21 protein-coding genes and 2 pseudogenes are annotated in these 24,069 nt (G+C 72.0%); 18 read left to right on the forward strand and 5 right to left on the reverse strand.

Annotation, left to right across the window (positions count from 1 at the left end; all coding sequences use genetic code 11):
• Nucleotides 1-238: 238 nt before the first annotated feature.
• Both AB0G47_RS16050 and AB0G47_RS16055 read left to right on the forward strand, forming a co-directional pair.
• The gene (locus tag AB0G47_RS16050) at nucleotides 239-1,426 is read left to right on the forward strand and encodes a hypothetical protein (protein WP_360769392.1); all 1,188 of its coding nucleotides are present in this window, start codon (nucleotides 239-241) and stop codon (nucleotides 1,424-1,426) included.
• A gap of 179 nt (nucleotides 1,427-1,605) precedes the next feature.
• On the forward strand, nucleotides 1,606-2,691 hold the full coding sequence (locus AB0G47_RS16055) for a tetratricopeptide repeat protein (protein ID WP_360769393.1): 1,086 nt from the start codon (nucleotides 1,606-1,608) through the stop codon (nucleotides 2,689-2,691).
• Here AB0G47_RS16055 and AB0G47_RS16060 read toward each other — a convergent pair.
• Nucleotides 2,669-3,103, reverse strand: a complete 435-nt coding sequence (locus AB0G47_RS16060; protein WP_360769984.1) for a PPOX class F420-dependent oxidoreductase — start codon at nucleotides 3,101-3,103, stop codon at nucleotides 2,669-2,671. The two genes, AB0G47_RS16055 and AB0G47_RS16060, sit on opposite strands and share 23 nt — an antisense overlap.
• Nucleotides 3,104-3,235: 132 nt before the next feature.
• Here AB0G47_RS16060 and AB0G47_RS16065 point away from each other — a divergent pair, with 132 nt between their 5' ends.
• A complete protein-coding gene (locus tag AB0G47_RS16065; protein WP_360769396.1) occupies nucleotides 3,236-3,658 on the forward strand; it encodes a DUF4345 domain-containing protein in 423 nt (140 codons plus the stop codon).
• Here AB0G47_RS16065 and AB0G47_RS16070 read toward each other — a convergent pair.
• Nucleotides 3,630-3,870 (reverse strand): annotated as a pseudogene (locus AB0G47_RS16070) (DUF1801 domain-containing protein). The gene AB0G47_RS16065 and the pseudogene AB0G47_RS16070 overlap by 29 nt on opposite strands.
• A 142-nt stretch (nucleotides 3,871-4,012) precedes the next feature.
• Here AB0G47_RS16070 and AB0G47_RS16075 point away from each other — a divergent pair.
• From AB0G47_RS16075 to AB0G47_RS16090, 4 genes and pseudogenes are all read left to right on the forward strand, one after another.
• Complete coding sequence (locus AB0G47_RS16075) at nucleotides 4,013-5,281, forward strand: aminotransferase class I/II-fold pyridoxal phosphate-dependent enzyme (protein ID WP_360769399.1); 1,269 nt, start codon at nucleotides 4,013-4,015, stop codon at nucleotides 5,279-5,281.
• A gap of 118 nt (nucleotides 5,282-5,399) precedes the next feature.
• Nucleotides 5,400-5,801 (forward strand): annotated as a pseudogene (locus AB0G47_RS16080) (Fur family transcriptional regulator); the annotation flags it as partial.
• Between the two features lie 144 nt (nucleotides 5,802-5,945).
• Entirely contained in the window at nucleotides 5,946-6,374 is a 429-nt protein-coding gene (locus tag AB0G47_RS16085; protein ID WP_360769987.1) for a GNAT family N-acetyltransferase, read from the forward strand.
• Between the two features lie 151 nt (nucleotides 6,375-6,525).
• On the forward strand, nucleotides 6,526-7,812 hold the full coding sequence (locus AB0G47_RS16090) for an MFS transporter (protein ID WP_360769402.1): 1,287 nt from the start codon (nucleotides 6,526-6,528) through the stop codon (nucleotides 7,810-7,812).
• On the opposite strand, the gene AB0G47_RS16095 is transcribed toward AB0G47_RS16090, so the two are convergent.
• Complete coding sequence (locus AB0G47_RS16095) at nucleotides 7,802-8,788, reverse strand: DJ-1/PfpI family protein (RefSeq protein ID WP_360769405.1); 987 nt, start codon at nucleotides 8,786-8,788, stop codon at nucleotides 7,802-7,804. The two genes, AB0G47_RS16090 and AB0G47_RS16095, sit on opposite strands and share 11 nt — an antisense overlap.
• Nucleotides 8,789-8,958: 170 nt before the next feature.
• Between AB0G47_RS16095 and AB0G47_RS16100 the strand changes: the two genes are divergently transcribed.
• Both AB0G47_RS16100 and AB0G47_RS16105 read left to right on the forward strand, forming a co-directional pair.
• Nucleotides 8,959-9,609: an HD domain-containing protein gene (locus tag AB0G47_RS16100; RefSeq protein WP_360769408.1), complete on the forward strand. Its 651-nt coding sequence runs from the start codon at nucleotides 8,959-8,961 to the stop codon at nucleotides 9,607-9,609.
• Nucleotides 9,610-9,683: 74 nt separating this feature from the next.
• Nucleotides 9,684-10,415: a Clp protease N-terminal domain-containing protein gene (locus AB0G47_RS16105; RefSeq protein ID WP_360769411.1), complete on the forward strand. Its 732-nt coding sequence runs from the start codon at nucleotides 9,684-9,686 to the stop codon at nucleotides 10,413-10,415.
• Nucleotides 10,416-10,428: 13 nt separating this feature from the next.
• Here the strand turns inward: AB0G47_RS16105 and AB0G47_RS16110 are convergent, their stop codons facing one another.
• Both AB0G47_RS16110 and AB0G47_RS16115 read right to left on the reverse strand, forming a co-directional pair.
• Entirely contained in the window at nucleotides 10,429-11,511 is a 1,083-nt protein-coding gene (locus AB0G47_RS16110) for a 2-oxoglutarate and iron-dependent oxygenase domain-containing protein (protein ID WP_360769413.1), read from the reverse strand.
• A 97-nt stretch (nucleotides 11,512-11,608) separates the two neighbouring features.
• Nucleotides 11,609-12,475 (reverse strand): (2Fe-2S)-binding protein, encoded by an 867-nt coding sequence (locus AB0G47_RS16115; RefSeq protein WP_360769989.1) that lies wholly within the window; start codon nucleotides 12,473-12,475, stop codon nucleotides 11,609-11,611.
• A gap of 203 nt (nucleotides 12,476-12,678) precedes the next feature.
• Between AB0G47_RS16115 and AB0G47_RS16120 the strand changes: the two genes are divergently transcribed.
• The 9 genes from AB0G47_RS16120 to AB0G47_RS16160 all read left to right on the forward strand — a co-directional run bounded on the left by AB0G47_RS16120 (nucleotide 12,679) and on the right by AB0G47_RS16160 (nucleotide 24,057).
• Complete coding sequence (locus tag AB0G47_RS16120; RefSeq protein ID WP_360769417.1) at nucleotides 12,679-13,698, forward strand: iron chelate uptake ABC transporter family permease subunit; 1,020 nt, start codon at nucleotides 12,679-12,681, stop codon at nucleotides 13,696-13,698.
• On the forward strand, nucleotides 13,695-14,750 hold the full coding sequence (locus AB0G47_RS16125) for an iron ABC transporter permease (RefSeq protein WP_360769420.1): 1,056 nt from the start codon (nucleotides 13,695-13,697) through the stop codon (nucleotides 14,748-14,750). Before AB0G47_RS16120 ends, AB0G47_RS16125 begins: the two co-directional genes overlap by 4 nt.
• Nucleotides 14,747-15,616 (forward strand): ABC transporter ATP-binding protein, encoded by an 870-nt coding sequence (locus AB0G47_RS16130; protein WP_360769423.1) that lies wholly within the window; start codon nucleotides 14,747-14,749, stop codon nucleotides 15,614-15,616. Before AB0G47_RS16125 ends, AB0G47_RS16130 begins: the two co-directional genes overlap by 4 nt.
• Nucleotides 15,617-15,688: 72 nt before the next feature.
• Entirely contained in the window at nucleotides 15,689-16,705 is a 1,017-nt protein-coding gene (locus tag AB0G47_RS16135; protein ID WP_360769426.1) for an iron-siderophore ABC transporter substrate-binding protein, read from the forward strand.
• Between the two features lie 130 nt (nucleotides 16,706-16,835).
• Nucleotides 16,836-18,026 (forward strand): ATP-grasp domain-containing protein, encoded by a 1,191-nt coding sequence (locus tag AB0G47_RS16140; protein WP_360769428.1) that lies wholly within the window; start codon nucleotides 16,836-16,838, stop codon nucleotides 18,024-18,026.
• On the forward strand, nucleotides 18,023-19,792 hold the full coding sequence (locus tag AB0G47_RS16145) for an IucA/IucC family protein (protein ID WP_360769431.1): 1,770 nt from the start codon (nucleotides 18,023-18,025) through the stop codon (nucleotides 19,790-19,792). Before AB0G47_RS16140 ends, AB0G47_RS16145 begins: the two co-directional genes overlap by 4 nt.
• Nucleotides 19,789-20,994 (forward strand): MFS transporter, encoded by a 1,206-nt coding sequence (locus tag AB0G47_RS16150; RefSeq protein ID WP_360769434.1) that lies wholly within the window; start codon nucleotides 19,789-19,791, stop codon nucleotides 20,992-20,994. Before AB0G47_RS16145 ends, AB0G47_RS16150 begins: the two co-directional genes overlap by 4 nt.
• 22 nt (nucleotides 20,995-21,016) lie before the next feature.
• Nucleotides 21,017-22,858 carry an IucA/IucC family protein gene (locus tag AB0G47_RS16155; protein WP_360769437.1) on the forward strand — a complete coding sequence of 614 codons (1,842 nt, stop codon included), beginning with the start codon at nucleotides 21,017-21,019 and terminating at the stop codon, nucleotides 22,856-22,858.
• Nucleotides 22,855-24,057 carry a type III PLP-dependent enzyme gene (locus tag AB0G47_RS16160; RefSeq protein ID WP_360769440.1) on the forward strand — a complete coding sequence of 401 codons (1,203 nt, stop codon included), beginning with the start codon at nucleotides 22,855-22,857 and terminating at the stop codon, nucleotides 24,055-24,057. The genes AB0G47_RS16155 and AB0G47_RS16160 overlap by 4 nt, the downstream gene beginning before the upstream one ends.
• Nucleotides 24,058-24,069 lie beyond the last annotated feature (12 nt).

Consider the following 24,069-nt stretch of genomic DNA (forward strand, 5'->3'; position numbering starts at 1 on the left):
GCCGGACTATCGGCCCACGGTCGCTGTAGTGCTCCATACACAGGGTCATCCTCGGGGAGGAGATGTGATCACCTCGTGTAGGACCCCCGGAGAAGCCCACCGTGCCGGAAGCCTTGACTCCGCACCCTTGGCCGGTGGTTTTGGCCTGAACAACTCGCTCTCATACCAGGCCAATAGAGGCGATAAGGTTGCGAGTCAGCTCGCAGATAGTTGTCATACCCATCCAGGAGAACCTTTCGTGACTCTTGCCATTGCGCCGTCCGACGCAGCCGACACGTCCACCGACACCGCGGCCGCCGCCGCGGCCGCCCCGTCGGCCGACGTGCCCGACCCGGTGGCCCGGGACGCCCGCGAGTTCGGGGCCTACGCACGGACCGGCGGCTGGGCCTTCGCCCTGAAGGTCGCGCGCAGTGTGCGGCCCGGCGGACAGAGCCCGCAGGAGCAGGCCGCCGACGAGACGCCGAAGGTCTCGGCGAAGGAGTTCAGCGAGCTGGCCGGCTGCTCGGCCGACCGCGTCATGCGCTACTACAAGGCCTGGGACAAGGCGGCCGACGACGGTCTCGTCCCGCACTTCGAGACGCTCACGCCCGGCGTGGACATCGAACTTCCGGACGCCGACGCCTGGTTGACGTACTACACGTCCCGCTCCAGCGCCCTCACCCCGCGCGGCAACGCGATCACGGAGGCCGCAGAGGCCGAGGGCATCCGCCCCACCAAGGCGCTGGAGGTGGCCGAAAACCCGACGGCGCTCAGGGCCGCGATCCTCGCCGACCCCGGCACCGCAGAGGCGGCGCGGAAGGCGCTGATGGACCGGCTCGACGAGGACCCGGCGCTGCGTACGGAGCTCGTCCGCGACATCGTCCGCGCCGACGACCTGAAGAAGGCGGTCGCGGCCGAGGCCAAGGCGGGCGACCGGGTCGACTACGTACGCCAGATCGTCGACAAGGGGCAGGTCAAGACCCCGGCGGGCCAGCTCATCGACGCGCCCGCCGAGCTGAAGGAGGAGGCCGAGCGGCATCTGTCCCTCATCGACGAGCTTGACGACGGCGAGGACTCCGGCGAGTGGGCCCGCGAGGCGTACGACACCGTGAAGGACCTGGTCGCGCAGACCGTCCAGAGCGATCCGCAGCTTCGGGTCCAGGAGCGCCGCGCGAAGTTCTACAGCAGCCTGCAGAAGGCGACGAAGGTCTTCGAGGAGCTGACCTTCGACGACGCCGAGGTCGACGACATCTACGAGGACGACATGCTGCTGCGCCTCGAAGAGCTGCAGCAGTCGATCGCCGCGTGCATCTCTGCACTTCAGGCGGCGACGGCGGGCTCCGCCGCCGGTGCCGCCACGGTCGCCGCCGCTGCCGACGCCGTTGCCGTCTTCGACGACATGCCCGCCTTCGATGCCACGCCGGACACCGCGCAGGACGCCGGCTGACGACCGCGGACCCCGACTCCCCCGTACGTCCCGATGATGACCATGGGCCCCACCCGTAGCCCTGGAGTCGTACGGAATGACCCATACACGGAGGGATTCGCCGCACCACGCACCGCTCGTAGCTTCTTGATCAACGTACGGAGACCGGCGTACGGAGTTGATCGAGAGGTCATGGATCTATGCACGGCAAGGCATTCGCGCCCGAGTACCAGGGGGAACTGGGCTCGGCGCTTGGAGTGAACTCCTCCTACGAGGAGGTGCACGCGGCGGCGGGCCGCGCCCTCTCCCATGCGGACACCGCACTGGAGAGGGCGCGCGCCGCACTCGCCCTCGCCGAGGCGGGACGGCGGCTCGGCCGGGTGGACGAGGCACGTGCGGCCTGGCGGGAGAGCTACCGCAGCGCGCGTGCGGCGGGGGACGCCGGCGCCATGGCCTGGGCGCTGTGGAGCGGCGGCACACTCGCCCGCCAGTGCGGGCAACTGCGGCTCGCCCGGCGGCTGCTTGCCTGGGGGGTCACACTCGCGGCCGACAGCGGGGACCGGCTCGCCCATGGCTATGCGCTGGCCGGGCTCGCCGAGACGGGACGTATCCAGGGCGATTACGCGGCCGTCGCGGCGCTGCACGAGCAGTTGCTCGAACAGGGCCGGGCGCACGGCGAGGCGCGGCACATGGTGTGGGCGATGTCCGGCATAGCGCAGATGCGGCGCAACGCCGGCGACCATGCCGAGGCCCTCGAACTGTTCACCGAGTGCGTCCGGATAGCGACCGACGCGCAGGACGCGCGGGGGCGCGCCTGGTCGCTGCGCGGGGTCGCCGACGTCCTGTCGCTGCGCGGCGAGACGGAGCGGGCCCTTGAACTCCTGTCGGAGGCGGAGGTCATCTGCCGCGCCATGGATCTGGCGAGCGCGCTCGCCTACAACCACAAGATGCGCGGCAACGTCCTGTACCGGGACGGGAGTTACGGGGAGGCGCGCGAGACGTACGCCATCGCGCTCGAGGAGTTCCGTGCCATGCGGGAGCCGCGCGGCATCGCCCTCTCACGGCTCGGCCTGGTGAAGTCACGCGCCCGGCTCGGCCGCGACCGGGCCGAGACGCTGGCCGAACTCGCCGATCTTGAGCGGGACTTCACCCGGATCGGGCTGCGGCAGGCACGCGAGATGGCCGTCGCCTTCCGGTCGGAGATCGACGCGGAGGCAGGTACGGACGCGGGTACGGAGGCGAGTGCGGAAGGGCGTGCCGAGCTCAGCTCGGCGACGCGTCGGTGACGCCCGTGCCATCAGTGGCGTCGGTGCCGTCCGTGAGCGTGATGCGGATCCCCACCGTCCCGTCGAGGCCGCGCCGGAGCCTGCTGCCGAGCAGGGTCAGCCTGCCGATCAGGCCGTACTTGCGGGTGATGAGGGTGCGGTAGCGGGCCGTCTGCGCGGGGTCGCAGATCTCGGCGGTGGCGGGGATCTGCTCGCCGGTGGGATTGCCCCGCGCATCGCAGGGGCCGACCAGGACGTCGGACCGGTTGCGGATCCGCTTGACCTTCCAGGAGTCCGCGACGGTCCAGACGCCAAGGGCGGTGCCGTCCTGCACCACCCAGACGGGGGTCGGCACCAGGGTGCCGTTCCTGCGGTAGCTGGTGACCAGCAGATACTTCCCCGCACCGAGCCGCCGCGCCGTCGCCTCGCCCATGTCCCCGCTCCAGAGCTCTGTGTCGATGCCGGCCCCGCTGCGCACCGGCGTTGGGTGCGCGATCTTACGCATGTCTACTATCTGTTCGAGGCGTGGTGGACGTGTCTACTGGCGGTTGGGGGATGGTTGATCATGACCAGAGCGAAGGTGCTCCGCGGGCTCGTCCTCGCGATGGGGTACGCGTGTGTGGCGATCGGGCTCTTTCACGTGCTGCTCGGGAACGCCTCGATCCCGGGCGCGGAATCGGCCGGCGCGACGATCGACAGCCTCGGCCGGTTCTTCGGCGCGATCTTCGCGGGGTACGGCCTCGCCTGGCTCTGGGCGGCCCGCCAGTCGCCGATCCCCGCGGCGGCGGTGCGGGTGCTGACCGGAGTGTTCCTGCTCGGCGCGCTCGGGCGGCTGCTCTCGCTGGCTGTGGACGGGTGGCCGCACGACTTCCAGGTCGCCCTCGGCGTGCTCGAACTGGTGCTGTCCCCGCTGCTCTTCTGGCTCGCGGACGCCGAGGAGAAGGCGCTCAGGGGCCGGGTCACACAGGCAGCGCCGCAGTCGCCCTGAGCAGATCCCGCACCAGGTCGAAGTCGATGCTCTCCGGCTTGCGGAACCGCAGGCAGCCCTTGCCCATGTCGTGTCCGGCAAGACGCCCCTCGAAGGCCTCGCGCACCTCGCCGCGCAGCAGGTAGCTCCCGCAGCCGGGTCAGGGCGGGCCTGCGCCCGTCGGGGACCTCGGCAAGGTAGCCGGTCACGTCTTCAGCCGCGCTCTGCACCATTCCCCGAGGGTATGCCGATGAGGGTATGCCGGGACGCCCCGGCGGCCGTGCCCGGTCCTGCCGGTTTGTATCCTCGGCAGGCAGTACGGAAGCCCCCCGGCGCCAGTACGGGCCGCGCCACCAGCAGTGAGAGGACACACCCATGACCACCGAGCTGAGCGCCGACGCCCTGAGCGGGCTCCGCGAGCGGGCCCTGCAGGACTACGAGGCCCTTGTCGCCCGCGGGCTCAAGCTCGACCTCACGCGGGGCAAGCCGGCGCCCGAGCAGCTCGACCTCTCCGACGACCTGCTGAGCCTGCCGGGCGGGCGGCACACCGCCGCCGACGGCACGGACGTACGCAACTATGGCGGTCTGCAGGGCCTGCCCGAGCTCCGGGAGATCTTCGCCGGTGTGCTGCAGGTGCCGGCCGGGCAGCTGCTCGCGCTCGGCAACTCCAGCCTCGAGCTGATGCACGACTGCCTGGTGCACGCCCTGCTGAGCGTGCTGCCGGGGGCCGAGTCCCGCTGGGTGGACCAGGAGCGGATCGCTTTCCTGTGTCCGGTGCCCGGCTACGACCGCCACTTCGCGCTCTGCGAGCGGTTCGGGATCGACATGATCCCGGTGCCGATGACGGCCGGCGGCCCGGACATGGACGTCGTGGAGCGCCTCGTCGCCGAGGACCCGGCGGTCAAGGGCATCTGGTGCGTCCCGAAGTACAGCAACCCCGACGGTGTCACGTACAGCGACGAGACCGTGGCGCGCCTTGCCCGCATGGAGACCGCCGCGGCCGACTTCCGGATCTTCTGGGACAACGCGTACGCCGCCCACCACCTCACCGACGAGCCCGCCGAGATCGCCGATCTGCTCGCCGCCTGCGCGGACGCGGGCCACGTCGACCGCGCCTTCGTGTTCGGCTCCACCTCGAAGATCACCGCCGCGGGCGCGGGTGTCGCCTTCTTCGGCTCGTCCCCGGCGAACGTGCAGTGGCTGGTCGCCAACAACTCCAAGCGGTCGATCGGCCCTGACAAGATCAACCAGCTGCGGCACGTCCTGTTCCTGCGGGACGCCGACGGTGTGCGGGCCCACATGGAGCGCCAGCGCGCACTGCTCCAGCCGAAGTTCGAGACGGTTGCCCGGATCCTGGACGCCGAGCTCGGATCGACCGGCCTTGCCCGGTGGACCGACCCCAAGGGCGGCTACTTCGTCACCCTGGAGGTGCCGGACGGCTGCGCCAAGGAGGTCGTGCGCCGTGCCGCCGACGCGGGCATCGTGCTGACCCCGGCCGGCGCCACCCACCCGTACGGTGACGACCCGCGCGACGCCACCATCCGCATCGCGCCCAGCTACCCGGGGCTCACGGAGCTGGAGCAGGCCATCGAGGGACTGACCGTGTGCGTGCGGCTCGTGGGGTACGAGAAGCAGGCGAGCTAGGTCCGACGCCGGGCGCAGGCTTCCCTTGTGGGCAGCCGGCAACCCTCGTCGACTTGAAAACCGTGTTCATTTAACATGGGGGCTCCACGACCCGGCACCGTTCCGCCAAGGAGCCCCCATGAGCCATGCCCGGACGGCGGCCCCGCCGGCCACGCGGGACACCCGCGCCGCCGAGCGGGGCCTGCGCAGGACTCGGCAGCGCACCGCCGTCCTCGAAACGCTTGGCCGGTGCCAGGACTTCGTCTCCGCGCAGGAACTGCACGCCGTGATGGCCGCCTCCGGCAGCACGGTCGGGCTGACCACGGTCTACCGCACCCTGCGCGAGCTGGGCCGTGCCGGAGTCGTCGACGTCGTACGCGATGAAGGCGGCGAGCGGCTGTATCTGCAGCGGCCCACGGACGAGCACAGTCACTACCTGATCTGCCGCTGCTGCGGCCGCAGTCAGCCGGTCGACGCCGAGGTCGTCGAGCGGTGGGCCGAGCGCCTCGGCGAGAGCACCGGTTTCGCCGGTCTTGAGCACACCCTCGAACTGAGCGGTGTCTGCGCCCGCTGCCAGGCCGCCGATGAGACGACTCCGTGCCGTCAGGCGACGGCCAGGGATACTGCGGCCGTGAACACACGTACAGACGAGTCGCCGGTGAAGCTTCCCGCCCCGGCCTGGGCCCTGCGGGCCGCCGAGCCCACGGACGTCGAGGTGATCGCCGAGCTGCGGGCGACGGTGATGCGCCCGGATCTGGAGCGGCTCGGCCGCTTCGACGAGCACCGGGTGCGCCGGCGGCTGCGGGACTCCTTCTCTCCCCGGCACACCTCGGTCATCGTCGTCGACGGCGCCTTCGCGGGCTGCGTCACGCTGCGTCCCGCCGATGACGGGCAGTGGCTCGAGCACTTCTATCTCGACCCCGCCCTTCAGGGCCGAGGCCTCGGCTCGGCCGTGCTGCGGACACTGCTCGACCGGACCGACGCCGCCGGCGACCTCGTCCGCCTGAACGTCCTGCAGGGCAGCGCCGCAAGGCGGCTGTACGAACGCCATGGGTTCAGCGTCGAGGAGCAGGACCCGATCGACGTGTACATGGTGCGTCGGCCGGGGGCCTAGCAAAGGCGTGACGTCCGCTCTCAGCGGCCGCTCCAATTGGCCCAAGCCAGCACCCTGCAAATGGTCCATGGACCGGACCACTCAGCTGCCTAACCTCTCCCCATCAGGACATTCGCCAGACGGCCCAACCGCCGCTGACCTGGGGAGAGTTGTGCCGCATCAGATCCTTCCGCCGACCGGAGCGCCACGCGTGCTCGCCGTCGCCCAGCTGAGCAACTCCCTGGGCGACGGCGCCTACTACGTGACCTCGGCCCTCTACTTCACCCGCGTCGTAGGCCTCTCCCCCACCCAGATCGGGCTCGCGCTCACCATCGCCTGGGCGATCGGTTCCGTCACCGGTGTCCCGCTCGGCGCGCTCGCCGACCGGAAGGGGCCGCGCGGAACGGCCGTGCTGCTCGCCCTGGCCACCAGCGCGTCGGTCGGCTCCTTCCTGTTCATCCGGTCCTTCGTTCCCTTCCTCCTCACCGCCGTCCTGTACGCCGTCGCGCAGTGCGGGCTCGCCGCGGCGCGGCAGGCACTGCTCGCCGGACTCGTGGAGCCATCGGCGCGTACGGGCGTCCTCGCCCACCTGCAGTCGACGCTCAACGCCGGGCTCGCCGTGGGCGCCGCGCTCGGCGGGCTCGCCCTGCGCCATGACACGCGCGAGGCGTACCTGGCGGTCTTCGCGCTGGACGCGGCCGGTTTCCTGCTCTGCGCGGTCACGCTGCTGCGGCTGCCCGTGGTGCCGGGCTCCCCGGCCCGCGCGAAGGGCGAGCCGCGCCTCGCGGTGCTCCGGGACCGGCCCTACGCCGTCGTCACCGCGCTCAACGCGGTTCTGCTCCTTCGGATGCCGCTCCTGAGCCTCGCCGTTCCGCTGTGGATCGTGGAGCGGACCAACGCGCCGAGCTGGCTTGTCTCGGCGCTCTTCGTCCTCAACACCCTTGCGGTGATGGCCTTCCAGGTGCGGATGGCCCGCGATATCGACGGACCGCGCACCGCGATCCGCGCGGTGCGGCGCTCCGGCCTGGTCATGCTCGCGTCGTGCGTGGTCTTCGCCTGCTCGGCCGCGGGCCTGCCGGTGTGGGCGACGGTGGCGGTCCTCGTCGTGGGCGCAGTGCTCCAGGTCGTCGCCGAGATGCAGCAGTCCGCGGGCTCCTGGCAGCTCGGCTTCGACCTGGCCCCCGCCCACCAAATAGGCCAGTACCAGGGCTTCTTCGGCACCGGCGTCCCCGTCGCCCGCACCCTCGGCCCGCTCCTGCTCACCTCGCTCCTGGTGATGTGGGGCGTACCGGGATGGCTCCTCCTGGGAGGCATCTTCCTCGTCACGGGGCTGGCGATGGGGCCTGTGGTGCGCTGGGCGGAGGCCGACCGCCGAAGGGGCGCGGGGAACTGCGCGACCAGCCACGACGGACCCGCGGACGAGTACCGCACTTCCGCGGAGCGCCACGTCACGCTCTGACCGCCGTCGTACGGAAGCGCGCCGCGTACGCGGACGGTGTCGTCCCCAGGTGGCGGGCGAAGGCCCTGCGCAGTGTCTCGTCGCTGCCGAGGCCGCTGCGCTCGGCCGCGTCCGTGACACCGGCGCCGCGTTCGAGGAGCATGCGGGCTGCCTCGAAGCGGAGGGACTCCACGTACGCGGCCGGGGTGGTGCCGAGCTGCTGGTTGAAGAGGCGGGTCAGGTGGCGGGGGCTGACCGCGGCCTTCGCGGCCAGGGCGGCGAGGCGGTGGTCGGCCGCCGGGTCGGCCGCGATCGCGTCCAGGAGCGGGCGGAGCACCGGGTGGCCGGTCGGCGGGGTGCGCGACGCGGCGGAGAACTGGGACTGCCCGCCCGGCCGTTGCAGGAAGACGACGAGGTCACGGGCGACCCGGCGGGCGAGGTCGGGACCGTGGTCCTGCTCGACCAGGGCCAGGCAAACGTCGATGCCCGCGGTGACCCCGGCCGAGGTGAAGACCGGGCCGTCCTGGACGTAGATGGCGTCCGCCGTCACGTCGGTGTCCGGGTACAGCCGGGCGAGTTGCGCCGCGTGCTCCCAGTGCGTCGTGGCCCGGCGCCCGCGCAGGAGGCCCGCGGCGGCGAGCGCGAACGCTCCCGTGCACACGGAGGCCAACCGCCGGGCGGAGTCGGCCAGTTGACCCACAAGGTCGACGAGTTCGGCCCGTCCTGCGAACGTCACGCGTTCGGCGTGGCCCGGCACGATCAGGGTGTCCGCGCGGCGCACATCGGCCGCCGACAGGTCGGCCGCGATCCGCAGTCCGGTCGACGTCGTGACGTCCTGCCCGTCGGGGGTGCAGACCCGCACCGCGTAGCCGCCTCCGGTGTAGCGGGCGGCGGTGGTGAAGACCTCCAGCGGTGCGGCGACGTCGAGCAGGCGTACGCCGTCGAAGGCGAGGACGTACACATGGTGGGGGCGGGGTCGGTCCGGCTCCTTGGGCACGGGTCCACGGTAGCCGGAGAGCATGTCCAGATGTGTGGGGTACCTGTCCACAGGGACATGGCCGTGCGGCGCCCGCCGCGAGCAGGCTGGATCCCACCGGGCGCCGAGGCCACCAACGCCCGGCCCACCACCGAAGACAGAAGACAGAAGAAGGAATCAGGAGTTACTCCATGAACGCCACCGACACCTCCACCGCCGCCGGAGTCTCCGTCCCCGACACCGCGCTCGCCGCCGCGGCCACCGAGCTGGTGCGGGACACGACGAGCGAGCTGCTCTACCACCACTCCCGCCGCGTCTTCTGGTTCGGCAGCCTGCGGGGCGCTCGGCGCGGGCTGAGCTTTGATCCCGAACTGCTCTACATCGGGGCGATGTTCCACGACCTGGGACTGGCCGAGCGGTTCCACGGCAGCGGCCGCCGCTTCGAGGTGGACGGCGCCGACGAGGCGCGGCGCTTCCTGCGGAGCCACGGCGTTCCCGAGGACGGCGTGCGCCGGGTGTGGACGGCCATCGCCCTCCACACGACGCCCGGTGTCCCCGAGTTCATGGAGCCTGAGGTCGCGCTGGTCACCGCCGGCGTCGAGTACGACGTCCTGGGCATCGGCTACGACGACCTGACGGCCGACGACCGTGCCGCGATCACCGCGCTGCACCCGCGCCCCGACTTCAAGCGGCGCATCCTGGAAGCCTTCGCCGAGGGCGTCGCGCCCAAGCCGGAGACCGCCTTCGGCAATGTGAAGGCCGATGTCCTCGCGCACTTCGTCCCGGGCCACACCCGCGGCGACTTCGTCGAGGTGATCCGGAACTCCCCTTGGGCGGAGTAGGCGGAGCAGTCAGAGCAGCCGGAAGTGTCAACTCGGGGTTGACGGCCAAAGGACTGTCAACCTACGGTTGACACATGACGCAGCCCTCGCATCCCATCCGTCTCGACGACCTCATCGACGCCATCAAGAAGGTCCACACGGACGCCCTCGACCAGCTCACCGACGCCGTCATCGCCGCGGATCACCTCGGCGACGTCGCGGACCATCTCATCGGCCACTTCGTGGACCAGGCCCGCCGCTCGGGCGCCTCCTGGACGGACATCGGCAAGAGCATGGGCGTCACCCGGCAGGCCGCGCAGAAGCGGTTCGTGCCCAAGGATCCCGGCGACGCGTCGGATCTCGATCCCGGGCAGGGCTTCAGCCGCTTCACCGAGCGGGCCAGGAAGGTGGTCATGGCCTCGCAGGAGGAGGCGCGGGCCGGCGGCAACGCCGAGATCGGCACCGCTCACCTCACCCTCGGCCTGCTCACCGAAGCGGACGCGCTCGCCGCGAAGGCGATCGTCGCGCAGGGCGTGGACCTCGATGTCGTACGCGAGAGGATCACCGACGCCCTGCCGCCCGCGGTCGGCGAGGTGCCCGACCTCATTCCGTACGACGCCCCCGCGCGGAAGGTCCTCGAACTGACCTTCCGTGAGGCCCTGCGCCTCGGCCACAACTACATCGGGTCCGAGCACCTGCTGCTCGCGCTCCTCGAGGCGGAGGACGGAGCGGGCACGCTCGCGGGCCTCGGCATCGACAAGGCGACCGCCGAGGCGAACATCGTGCAGGCCGTGGAGGCGATCCGCGCCGCCCACGAACAGGCCTGACACGAGCGGCAGTTCAGGCCCGGCCCTCCCGTTCGGCGGCGGCGAGCACCCGCGCCGCCTCCCGGACGGCGGCCACGTTCGCCTTGCCCTGCCGGGAGCCCGCCAGCTTCGCCTTGATGTGGTCGCGTACGAGGATCGGTTCATAGGCCAGTTCGTCGGCGGCGTCCAGATGGCTGGGCAGGGTGGCGATGACCGCGTCGACGTTGCCGTCGTGGAAGTACGCGGCGGAGCGCCGCCGGACGATGCCGCCGTCGACGATCGGCGGCTTCACGCGGTGCAGCGTGGACATCCACCGGTCGTTGGTGAGCCGGGCGGTGAGGTCGCCGAGGTTGACCAGGAGCGCGCCGTCGACGGGGGCCACGTCGTGCCAGACCTCGTCGGCCCCGAGCACCTGAAGGCCGGCGACCTGGTCCGCCCACAACACGGTGACCAGGCCGAAGTCGGTGTGCTCACTCATGCCGATCAGGTCGCCGTCGAGGGCGACGGTCCCTTCCGGCAGCGCGTAGTTGTTCATGCGCAGTACGTCGATGGAGTGGTCGGTGAGCGGCTCGAAGAAGTCCGGCCGCTCCCCCAGGGCGTCGGCGAAGATCCGGGTGAGGGTGCGGGCCACCCGGCCGGCCTGCTCGAAGTAGCCCCGCACCGCAGGTTCGAAGCCGGGTACCTCGGCGGGCCAGACGTTGAGTCCGTAGTCGTCCTCGGAGAGGTCCAGTCCGGGGAATGAGCGGGCTTCCGTGCCGATGTTGAAGGCTTCGAAGAAGTCGTTCATGCGCGCCGCGGACTCGACGCCGAGGCTCAGGCTGAGCGATTCGCTCTTGGGCGGGCTGTAGCCGCGGTTCGCCCCGGTGACCCGGTACGTCTTCTTCGTCGGCAGGGGCAGGGCGAAGAAGCCGTCCACGGCGCCGGTCAGGCCGTCCAGGATCGCGTCGGGGATGCCGTGGCCGAGGATCTGGACGAAGCCGACGCGGGCACAGGCGTCGTCGATCTCCCGTGCCACGCGGGCGCGTTCGGCCTCCGGGCCGCCGTCCGCCACGTACGGCGTGATGTCGATGACGGGCACCGCGAACGGCCCGGAGGGCGCAGTCGTGGACCGGGACATGGGCGGCTCCTGTCGTGGGCGTCGGCGCGATGCTACGGGGAGCGGAGACATCGGCGCGGCGGCGCGGCGGCGCAGGTGGCGCCGCGCTCAGGCCCCTTCAGTCACCGGCACGTTCCGCCTCCAGCCTGCGCAGCCGTTCAGCGTCGCAGACGCGGGGGCAGGTCCCGCACGCGTCGGTGGCCGGGATCGTGTAGTAGAGGCAGCAGCCCAGGCGCGTCCGGGTCGGATGGCGCGCCCCGTCCCGGGTCGTCAGATGCCGGAAGGCGGCGCCGCCGGGGAAGGGTTCGACGGGGCCGGGAAGCAGGGCGTCGACGGCCCGCAGCGACTCCTCCTCCTGTCCGAGCATCCGGCCCAGGTACCAGATCCCGGAGATCAGATCGTCGCCCGCCATGCCCCACAACGCCCTTGGCCCGCGCCGCAGTTGAGGGCCGATCGCATCGAGGAGCGGCCGCATGTGCGCGACCACCGCCGCACGCAGTTCGGTGCGCAGCGACTCCTCGTCCGGCAGCACCCGGACGCCGGGGAGTCCGGCGGCCGGATCGTCGGGGCAACAGGCGAAGGAGCCGGGGACGACCTCGAAGTCCCCGGTCGCCAGGTCGACCCGCACATCGGCGGGCCGGATGCGCGGCACGCGCCGTTCCAGGTACCACGCGCCGCTCATCAGCAGCGAGACGGACCAGAGATAGCCGTGCAGCGCACGGGACGCGGCGACGTCCGGCCGGGGCATGTGGTCGTGGCCGGCCCGGATGCGCGCGGCCTCGGCATCGACGAACGCCGCAAGGGCGTCCTGCCGCTCCGCCAACTCCGCGCCGGTGAGCCACCCTTGACGTGCCGCGGAGTCACGTTTCGCGACCGTGACGGCAAGCGTCTCGCACCGCGCGGCGAGCCTCTGGTAGGTCGCGGCAAGCAGGGCGGCGGGGCTCAGGGCGGTGGCGGTCGGCGCCATCGCCGGGGCCACGGTCAGCGGCACTCGTACTCCTCGGAGGGCAGGGCAGGTCGATCGGTCGTCCGTCGGCGGAGCGTCCACCGCGACCAAGTAAGGCTTACCTTATTTCTCGCCGTCGCGCCTCTTCGGGAGGACGCGCCGCACACCGTCACCGCCACAGGTAACGCTTCGCTCACAGCCGGTTGACAGCTTTAGGTATGCCTAACCTAAACTCCACCCTCGTGTCCAAGATCGATCAGGCCACCCCATCGGGTGGCCTCTCCGCACGGCGGATCCCCCTACTCATCGCCGGATTCGGCGCGTTGGTGCTGTGCGCCGCGCTGAGCCTGGCCCTGGGGTCACGCCCCGTGCCGCTGTCCACGGTGGCCGACGCCCTCTTCGGCGACGCCGAGGGGCGGGACGCGATCGTGGTCACGGGGCTGCGGCTGCCGCGCACCGTCGTGGCGCTCGCCGTCGGCGCGGCACTCGGCGTGGCAGGAGCGGTCGCCCAGGGCATCACCCGCAACCCCCTCGCCTCGCCGACCACCCTCGGCATCAACGCGGGCGCGGGCTTTGCGGTGGTCGTCGCCATCTACACCCTCCATCTCACCCAGCCCATCGAGTACCTCTGGTTCGCCTTCGCCGGAGCCGCCGGGGCCGGGATGCTCGCCCAGCTCCTGGCCCGCCGCGCCGGCGATCTCGACCCGGTGCGGCTCGCCCTCGGCGGCGTGGTGCTGCAGATGGTGCTCCTGTCCTGGACCCAGGCCGTGATGCTGGCCAGCGAACGCACCCTGGACGAGGCCCGCTTCTGGCTCGCGGGGTCCCTTTCCGGGCGCACCCTCGACGTGCTCTGGCCGGTGCTTCCCACCCTCGTCATCGGCCTGGTCGTCGCCCTCGCGATCTCGCCCGCCCTCAACGCCCTCGCCCTGGGCGACGACTCGGCGCAGGCGCTCGGCGTGCCGGTGGCCAGGATCCGGGTGACCGGCGGGATCGCGGTCGTGCTGCTCGCCGGTTCGGCGGTCGCGATCGCCGGGCCCGTGGCCTTCATCGGGCTCGCCGCCCCGCACCTGGTGCGGCTCGCGGTCGGCTCCGACCACCGGCTGCTCGTACCGGGCTGTCTGATCGCAGGACCCCTGCTGCTCCTGGCCGCCGATGTGCTCGGCCGGGTCGTCGTGCGCCCCTCCGAACTGGAGGTCGGCATCGTCAGCGCCTTCCTCGGCGCACCGCTCCTCGCGGTCCTCGCCCGGAAGGTGGCCCGATGACCGTCCTCGCCGTACGTGATGTCAAGGCCGCGCCGACCGGGGCGCGCGACCGGCAGCGCCGCCGTGTCGCGCTGCTCGCCCTGTGCGCCGTCGCTCTCCTCCTCGTCCTGGTCACGCTCGCCCTGACGACCGGGCAGATTCCTCTTTCCGCCTCCGTCGCGCTGCGCGGCCTGGTCGGACTCGGCGACCCCGGCGACGTCCTCGTCGTACAGGACTTCCGGGCGCCCCGGATGACCGCCGCGCTCATCGCCGGTGTCGGGCTCGGCATCGCCGGGTCGCTGCTGCAACGCGTGTTCCGCAACCCCCTGGCCTCGCCCGACGTGATGGGCGTGACCGGCGGTGCCTCCTTCGGCGCCGTGGTGCTGCTCGCCACCGGGGCGTCGCAGACGCTGATCCCGGTGGCCGCGCTCGGCGGCGGGCTGCTCGCCGCGCTGCTGCTCGGGGTGTTCGGCTGGCGCTCGGGGCTCACCGTCACGCGGCTCGTACTCGTCGGCCTCGCCGTCCAGGCGGGTCTGGCCGCCGCGGTGAACCTCATGGTCGTGCGCTTCCCCGCGGAGCTCGCGAGCTCCGCACTGCAGTGGACCACCGGCTCCCTCTACGGGCGCACCTGGACCGAAGTGGGCGCCGCGGGAGGCGCGGTGGCCCTTGCGCTGCTCGCCGCGTTCGCCCTGCAGCGGCGGCTCGCCGTCCTGGATCTGGGCGACGAGTCGGCGGGCGGGCTCGGCCTGAACCCCTCCACCGCGCGGCTCCAACTCCTGCTCACCGCCATCGTCCTGGCCTCGCTCGCCGCCGCGCTCACCGGCCCCGTGGCGTTCGTCGCGCTCGCGGTGCCGCATCTGGTGCGGTTCGTCGCGGGCCCGCCGACGCCGGGGACGCTAGCGCTGACGGGGCTCGCGGGCGCCGTCCTGCTGCTCGCGTCGGACCTCCTTGTGCAGCACCTGCTGCCGGTGTCCGGGCTTCCGGTCGGTGTCGTCACCGCGACGCTCGGCGCCCCCTGGCTCCTAGTCCTGATGATCCGCCAGAGCAGGCCCGTCAACCGGAGTGCCGCATGAGCCCCACCCAGACGCCCACGCAGAAGTCCACCGCCGACGCGTCCCCCGCCAACCAGCTCTCCACGCACGGGCTCGACCTGCGCTACGGCGAGAAGGTCGTTGTCGGCGGCCTCGACGTGACGCTGCCCGGCGGCGCCGTCACCGCCATCGTCGGCCCCAACGCCTGCGGCAAGTCGACGCTGCTCAGGGGCCTGTCCCGCCTGCTCGCCCCGGCCGGCGGCAGTGTGGCCCTGGACGGCGCGGACATCCACCGCATGTCGGCGCGTGCCCTTGCCCGCCGGATGGGCCTGCTGCCGCAGCAGCCGGTCACGCCCGACGCCATCACCGTCGAAGCGCTCGTACGCCTGGGCCGCTACCCGCACCAGACCTTCCTCAGCCCCTGGTCCAAGGCCGACCAGGCGGCGGTGGACGCGGCCTTGGAGCGCACCGGCACCGCCGGGCTTCGCGACCAGTCGGTGGACCGGCTCTCCGGAGGACAGCGCCAGCGCGCCTGGATCGCCCTGGCCCTGGCGCAGGACACCGAACTCCTTCTCCTCGACGAGCCGACCACCTTCCTCGATCTGCGGCACCAGCTCGACGTACTCGATCTGGTGGCCGATCTGCACGCCGAGGCGGGCCGCACCGTGGTGATGGTGCTGCACGACCTCGGGCAGGCCGCCCGGTACGCGGACCATCTGGTCGTCCTCAAGGACGGGCAGCTGGCCGCCGCGGGCAAGCCCGCCGACGTACTCGACGCCGACCTCGTCAAGGACGTGTTCGACGTCGACTGCCGGGTCATCCCCGACCCGGAGACCGGCACCCCGCTGGTCGTCCCGAAGGGCAGGGCCGCCCGTCACACGTCGGGTGATCCGGCCGTCCCCGCCTGATCCCCCACCGGCGCTCCACGGCCTCTTCCGTCCTGTCCCCATCTCCGCTCACAGCAAGGAAAAACCACCCTCATGAACACCAGAACCGTCCCGCGCGGTCTGCGCAGGCTCAGTGCCGTCCTGCTCACCGTCGTCCTCGGCACCGGCACCCTCGCCGCGTGCGGCGGAGACTCCGAGAAGGACGACAAGGGCAAGTCGGACTCCGCCGCCGACGCCGGTTTCCCGCGCACCATCAAGCACGCGATGGGCAGCACGGAGATTCCCGCCGCCCCGCAGAAGGTCGTCGTCCTGGACACCGGCGAGCTCGACGACGTCACGCTGCTCGGCATCAAGCCGGTCGGCGCCGTCTCCCCGCACTTCAAGACCGCGGGCGGCTTCCCCTCGTACCTCAAGGACAAGATCGGCGGGGTGAAGGACGTCGGCCCGATGGAGGAGCCGAACCTGGAGCTGATCGCCTCCCTCAAGCCCGATCTGATCCTGTCCTCCAAGGTCCGCCACGAGAAGGTCTACGACAAGCTCAAGGCCATCGCCCCGACCGTCTTCACCGAGACCACCGGTGCTCCCTGGAAGGAGAACCTGAAGGTCCACGCCAAGGCGCTCGGCAAGGAGAAGCAGGCCGACACCGCGATGGCGGGCTACGAGTCGCGCGCCAAGGCCCTCGGCGAGTCCATCAAGAAGAAGTACAAGGGCAAGATGCCGTCGGCCTCGGTCGTCCGGTTCGTCGCGGGCCCGACCCGGCTCTACCAGAAGTCCTCGTACAGCGGCATCGTGCTCAACGACATCGGCCTGACCCGCCCGGCCTCGCAGAACTCGGCCGACCCCGAGAAGCCGATGCTGGACGTCAGCCCCGAGCAGATCGACAAGGCCGAGGCCGACCTGATCTTCGTGACCGTCGCCGACGAGCCGGACAAGACCCAGCAGAAGGACGTCACGTCCAACCCCGTCTGGAAGGACCTGAAGGCCGTCAAGCAGGACAAGGTCTTCACCGTCCCGGACGAGACGTGGATGTCGGGCATCGGCGTCCAGGCCGCGGAGCACGTCCTTGAGGACGTCGCGAAGGCCACCGGCGTCGAACTGCCCAAGAAGTAGGCAGGCAAGCGCCGCGGGGCGGGCCTGCGAACGGCCCGCCCCTCTTCTCTTCACCCCCCACTTTCTCTTTGCTCTCTCCCCCCCCGCTCACGTCACGCGTCCCCGTGCACACCCGGAAGTGGACTCGCCCATGCGGCTGTACGTCCTTGCCCGCAACCCCACCGACTCGGTCACCGAAGGCTTCCTGCCCGCCGCGCGCCGACTCGGTCTCGACATCACGCTCCTCACCGATCAGCCCGACTCCCATCGGAGCGGGCACCCGGACCTGGAGATCCTGGAGTGCGACGTACGCGACTTCCGCGCCGTCGTCAGCCGGATCTCGACGCATCACTCCCCCGATGCGATCTTCAGCAACAGCGACCATCTCCAGACCCAGACCGCCCTGGCCGCCGAGTACTTCGGGCTGCCCGGCAAGGACTGGCGGGTGGCGCTGCGCGCCAAGGACAAGGCGCAGATGCGCCGCCATCTCGCCGCCACGGGCGTCGACGCGGTGTGGTCCACAGAGCTTGCCGCCGGGCAGGATCCGGCCGGACTCGCCGACCTCGACGTGCCCTACCCCTGCGTGGTCAAGCCCCGTGAGGGAGTGGCGAGCGAGGACGTCGTCCTCGTCGAGGAGCCGGCGCAGCTCCTGAAGCGGTGCGCGGAGATCCAGGCCCGGCGCCCGGACACGGCGATCGTCGTCGAGGAGTTCCTCGCCGGAGAGCTGTGCACCCTGGAGACGCTCGGCGACGGCCGGCGGCGCCATGTCCTCGGCGGCTTCCGGACGCAGCTGTCGCCACCGCCGTACTTCATCGAGGAGCGGCTCGCCTTCGAGCCCGCGCATCCGGAGCCGGTGGTCGCCCAGGTGCTCGCCCAACTGGACGCGCTGGGCGTGGGGTTCGGCGCCTGCCACACCGAGTTCGTGGTCGCGGACGGCCGGGCGCGGCTCATCGAGGTCAACTACCGCGCCATCGGTGACCAGTGCGATCTGCTCCTCGCGCAGCTGCTCGGCATCCCGCTCTTCGAGCACATCCTCCGTACGCATCTGGGCGAGCCGCTCCCCGCTGATCTCGGCGCGCGGACCGACGGCCGGGCGGTCCTCGACTATCCCTGCGCCCAGCGGTCCGGGACGCTGACGGCGGCCCCCGATGCGGCCGACATCGATCTGGACGGGGTGCGCCTGACATACCGTCCGCTGCGCGGGATCGGCGAGCGGCACGAGATCCAGGGCACCAACCGTGACCTCCTCGGCGTCGTGCGTGCCATCGGCACCGACCAGAACACGGTGGACCGGGCAGTCGCCGATTTCATCGCCGCACAGCGCTGGGAGATCACCCCGTGACGCGCCCCACGGGCCTCGCTCCGGTCGCCGGGGTCGAGGCCGAACTCCTGCTGCGCGTCCTGAGCGCACTCCTTCGGGAGGACGTGGTGGGGTGGCGGACCCGGAGCGAGCCCGTGCGGCGTGCGGACGGGGAGTGGCTGCGCCTCGCGCACGGCGCCGGCGACGCCCTGCTGATGGCGGTGCACGAGGACGGCTTCCAGAGTGCGTACGCCGCCCGGCTCCCGCTGCTCCTGCGCGAGTCCGACGGCATCGCGCTCGACGACGCGGAGTCGATCCTCGGCGCGCTCGGCGAGCTCGCCGAGCCCGTCGACCGTGCCGGGTTCGCAGCCTTCGCCGAGGAGTGCGGGCAGGCTCTCGACGCCCTGCGGCTGCACGCCGAGACCCGCGACGAGATCGGCACCACGCTCGTCGGCCGGTACGGCGGTGATCCCGCCGCCTGGACGGGGCTCGCTGGCGGCCTCGGGTTCGACACGCTCGCCGCGCGCTCGGACCACCCCGTGTATCCGACCTCGCGGGGCCGTTCGGGGCTCTCCGTCGGCCAACTCCGGTCGTACGCCCCTGAATTCGGGCCCAGCTTTACGCTGCGCCGGCTGGCCCTGCCACGCGAGGACGTCACTGTGGGCGGCGGCACCGACGACCCGTGGCTGTCCCCTGCCGGAGCGGGCGCGCCGGAGCTCGAAGGGAGCCATTACGTCTTTCCCGTGCATCCCTTGACCGTGGGCGAACCACTGCGTCAGGCGCTGCGGGAGGCGGGGCTCGAAAGGCGGGCAAAGCTCCTCGACGGACCAGGACCCGAGGTCGTACCGACGCTGTCCATGCGGACCGTCGCCCTCACGGCGGATCCGACGCGGCACCTCAAAGTGCCGCTCGCCACCGCCACGTTGGGGCTGCGCAACCGTCGCACCATCAAGCCGGGAACCCTGGTCGACGGCGCGGCGGGCCAGCGGCTCGTCGAGGCCGTCATCGCCCGCGAGCCCCGCTTCCAGGGCGCGGTCCTGCACGCCGACGAGACGCGGTACGCCCACGCCGGGCACGAACTGCTCGCCGTGCTCGTGCGCCGCTTCCCGTCCGGACTCGACGACGCCGTCGTCGTGCCGATGGCCGCGCTGCTGTGTCCGGCGCCCGGCGGCCCGCTGCTGATCGACCGGCTCGCCGAGCGGTTCTACGGCGGCGACCCGCTCGCCCTCATCGACGCCGTGCTCACCCTCCTCTTCGACTGGCAGACCACGCTCTTCGCGTACGGAATCGCCCTCGAATCGCACCAGCAGAACATCTCACTGGTCATCGACGCATCGACGGGTGGGCCTCGGCTGCGGCTGCTCCTCAAGGACAACGACGGGCCGCGTGTCCACCATGCACGCCTGCGGTCCGTGATGGGTGAACAGGCTCCCGATCCGGGGGAGTTCGACGACGCGCGCATCTTCGTCGACGGGGACGGGCCCGTGCTCGATCTGTTCACCACCATCACCGTCCACCTCTGCGCGGGCTCGTACGCCTTCGGACTCGCCCGGCACGGGCACGCCCCTCTGGAGCGGCTGCTGCGCCTGGTGCGCGACCGGCTCGCGGAAGCGGCCGAGCGGCTCGGCACGGGCCCCGGCGAACCCGGCGCCCTGCTGCGCGCCCACGTCCTGGACGCGCCGGAGCTGCCGGTCAAGGCGATGGTCACCGCCGGCACGTTGCTCAGCAAGGAGCGTTCCGGGGCCGCCGACATCAACAAGCACTACACGGCAGGGCCCAACTACCTGCTGCGGACGGTGACTTCGTGACGGCCACCGCATCATCCCCGCATCCGCTCTCGGACGGACCGACGGTGGGGGCGGAGTTCGGGCGGCGGCAGGTGCACGCCGTCGCGGCCTGCTACTTCGTGGCGTCGTTCGCCGCGCTCGGGCTTCCCCCGTATCTGACCGAGATCCTGCCGGGGCTCGGCGACACGACCGCCCGCTGGGCGGGACTCCTGTATGTCGTACCGACCGTCTTCGGCGCGCTCGGCGCCCCCCTGTGGGGCCGCGCCGCCGACCGCTTCGGGCGAAAACGGCTGCTGCTGCGGGCCCAACTGGGCCTGGCCGTCTCGTTCCTGCTGGCGGGCTGGGCGGACTCCCTCGGCGCGTTCGCCGCGGCACTGGTGCTTCAGGGCATCCTCGGCGGCACCTTCGCCGCGTCCAACGGCTATCTGGCGGCCGCGCTCAGCGGGGCGCATCTTTCCAAGGCGCTCACGCTGATGCAGGGCGCGGCCCGGGCGGCGCTGGTGTTCGCGCCGATCGCCGTGGGCTCTCTGACGCCGTGGATATCGCCGCACCGCCAGTACGCGCTGCTCGCCGTGCTGCCGCTGACCGCGGCGCTGATGCTCGCCCTGCTTCCGGAACCCGGCACCCGGGCGCCCGAGGCCGCCGCGGAGGGGGAGCAGGGCGGTACGGGCCCGCTCGCCCCGCTGGCCGCGCTGTACTGCTTCGAGTTCGCCTTCGTCTTCTCGACCGTCATCTCCTTCCCCTATCTGATATCGCTGATCGAGGACCGAATACCCGGCGTCTCCCCGGTCGTCTCCGGCGCGCTCTTCGCCCTGCCGCACCTGTGCTATCTGCTGTTCGCGATGCGGGTGCACCAGGCCGTCGAGCGCCGCCCGGGGCCGGGGATCGCGACCGGTTTCGCCCTGATCGCGCTCGGTCTCGCCGGGCACGGCGGCGCCGATTCACTGCCCGCCTTCGTCGGCGTGCGGCTGCTGCTCGGCGCCGGCCTCACGCTGGGCCTGGTCAGCCTGTCCGTGCTGGCCGCCCACTGCGCCAAAGGCCGCCCGCCCGGCGGGATGTTCGGCTCGCTCGAGCTCGTCTCCAAAGGAGGCGCGGTTGCCGCCGGACTCGCCGCGGCGGCCGGCAGCAGCCTGTTCGGCCCGTCCGCGCCCGTCCTGACCGGCACCGCGATCGCCCTGGTGGCCCTGGTCGCCGCCGCCTTTCCCGCCACGTTCCGCCGCTAGTCCGCATCCGCTGGAGTCGTTGATGTCCTTGCCGACCGGCACGTTCCCCGCCCAGTCCTGCGCGTCCCCCGACGCGTCTGCCCAGTCCGCGACGTCGCCCGATCCGTCCGCCGCCCCGCTCACCGGTGCCGCCCCCACCGGCCTGCCCAGTGCCGACCAGGCCGTGACGCACACCCTGCTCAACTGTCTGCTGCGCGAGGTCTCGGGCCCCGAGCACCAGACCGCCGTGGTCGACGGCAACCTCCTGCTCCGGCTGCCCCGGCGCGGGGTCCTGCTGCGCGTCGCGCTGCGCCGCGCCTCGCTGCTCGGCGCCCACCGCTTCACCGGACCGGTGACCGAGCAGCGCGACGGCCGCTGGGTGGAGGTGGACTGGCGGCGCCTCGCCGAGTACACGCACGCCGAGCTGTTCCTGCGGACGGGCGTGAGCAACGAGGAGTTCCTCGAGCAGATCGCCTCCAGCCACGAAGGGGTCGGCGCCGCGATCGCCGCCGAACGCCCGGCGTCCGCGCCCGTCACCGACCAGACCCCGAAATGGCTTGCGGACTACCTCGCCTCCGAGCGGTCCCTGCTGTTCGGCCACCGCTTCCACCCCACGCCCAAGGCCCGCGGCGGCGACCTGTCCGACTGGGCGGCGTACGCTCCCGAGACCGCGGCCGCCTTCCCGCTGCGCCACCTCGCCGTGCGGGAGCACCTCGTCGCCGAGGAGACGGCGCGGCCGGACGCCACCGCTCCCCTCGACCGCCTCGGCGACGTGCCGGACGGCTACCGGCTGCTTCCCGTGCACCCCTGGCAGTACGAGCTGCTGCGGGACCACCCGGGGCTGCGCGCCGCCCTCGACCGCGCGGACGTCGTCGACCTGGGGACCGGCCACTCCCCCTTCGCGGCCACCGCTTCGGTGCGCACGCTGTACGACGGTGACACCTTCCTCAAGTTCAGCCTCAACGTCCGCATCACCAACTGCCTGCGCAAGAACGCCAGTTACGAACTGTCAGGCGCCGTCGCGCTCACCCGCGTACTGGAAGGCGCCCTGGACGACCTGGCCGTCCGCTTCCCCGGCAGCGCCGTGCTCCGCGAGCCGGCCTACCGCAGCATCGCGCTGCCAGGCCCGGACGGTCACCCCGACCTCGCCCTCCTGGAAGGCTTCGGGGTGATCGTCCGCGAGGGGCTCGCCGGGCGGCTGCTTCCGGGGACGACTCCGCTGCTCGCCGGGGCGGTGGCGGACGAGTATCCGACGGGGCCAGGACACATCTCCCGCCTCCTGGACGGCGCGGGTCCCGAGCGCGCCCTGCGGTGGTGGCAGTCCTACCTGCGGCTTCTGCTGCCGCCCGTGCTCGCCGCGTACTTCGACCACGGCCTGGTCCTCGAACCGCATCTGCAGAACGTCCTCGTCTGTGTCGACGACGAAGGCATGCCCGCCCAGGTGCTCTTCCGTGACCTGGAGGGCACCAAGCTGGTGCCCGAGCTGCACGCGGACACCCTGGCGGCGCTGCCGCCCGAGGTCGCGGGCCCGATGACGTACGACGCGCAGCGCGGCTGGGACCGCGTCGTCTACTGCCTCCTGGTCAACCATGTCGCCGAGCTGCTCGCCGCGCTCGCCGATCTCCACCCGCACACCGAGCCCGCCCTCTGGTCCCAAGTGCGCGCCACCCTGCGGGAGTTCGCCGCCGCCCACGGCTGCCCGCCGCGCCTGAGCGCACTGCTCGCCGGGGTGCCGCTGCCCGCCAAGGCCAATCTGCTCACCCGCTGGGAGCGCAAGGCCGACCGGGACGCGGGCTATGTCCGCCTCACCTCTCCCTTTCCGCTCACCGAGCATGTGCGGGACCTGGGTACCCGCCCCGACGTCACCTGGAGCGCCGCCGGATGACCATTCCCCCTTCGGTCGTACGTGACCATGCCCTCTCCCTCGCCGCCGGGGAACTGCCCGCCTATCTGTACGACTTGGCGGCGCTGAGCGCCCATGCCGCCGCCGTACGCGAGGCGCTGCCCCCGCAGGTGGAGCTCTACTACGCCGCCAAGGCCAATCCCGAGCCGGAGATCCTGGCCGCGCTCTCGCCGTACGTCGACGGCTACGAGGTCTCGTCGGGCGGCGAACTCGCCCATGTGGCCAAGGCGGTGGCCGGGCGCCCGCTGGCCTTCGGCGGCCCGGGCAAGACCCCGGACGAGATCGCCGCGGCGCTTGACCTCGGTGTGCGGCGCTTCCATGTGGAGAGCGCGTACGAGCTGCGGATGCTCGCCGCGCTGGCCGCCCGCGTGGCCCCGGAGGCCGGCGTCGACGTCCTGCTCCGGTTCAACCTTCCGCTGGACTCCGAGGCGCTCGCGGGCAGTTCACTGGCGATGGGCGGACGCCCCACGCCCTTCGGTCTGGACCCGACGGAGGCGGACGAGGTGGTGGCCGCCTTCACGAGCGGCGATCTTGAATGCCTCCGACTCGTCGGCGTCCACGCCCACTTGGCCAGCGGCCTCGACGCACCGCAGCAGCTCGCGGTGGCCGGGTCGATCGTCGCCTGGTCGCAGGCGCTCGCGGGACGGCACGGCATCCGGTTCACCGAGGTCAACGTCGGCGGCGGAATGGGCGTGGACTACGCCGACCCCGAGGCGCGCTTCGACTGGGCGGGGTACGGCCAAGGCCTCGCCGAACTCTGCGCGGCACACCCCGAGTTGACGCTGCGCATCGAGCCGGGGCGCGCGCTGACCGCGTACTGCGGCTGGTACGCCACGGAGGTCCTGGACGTGAAGCAGAGCCACGGCGAGGAATTCGCGGTGGTGCGCGGCGGCACCCATCATCTGCGCACCCCCGCGGCCAAGGGCCACGATCAGCCCTGCGCGGTGCTGCCGGTGGGCGCGCCGTGGCCGCACACCTGGCCCCGGTCGGAGGCGCGGCAGGACCGGGTGACGTTCGCGGGCCAGCTGTGCACGCCCAAGGACGTCCTCGCACGGCAGGTTCCGGCGCCCGGACTGCGGGCGGGCGACCGGGTGGTGTTCGGCCTCGCGGGTGCGTACGCGTGGAACATCTCGCACCACGACTTCCTCATGCACCCGCGGCCGGGCTTCCACTTTGTCTGAACACCGGTCCTG

Source organism: Streptomyces sp. NPDC021622 (assembly GCF_040640795.1).
In the GTDB taxonomy this organism is placed as follows: Bacteria; Actinomycetota; Actinomycetes; order Streptomycetales; family Streptomycetaceae; genus Streptomyces.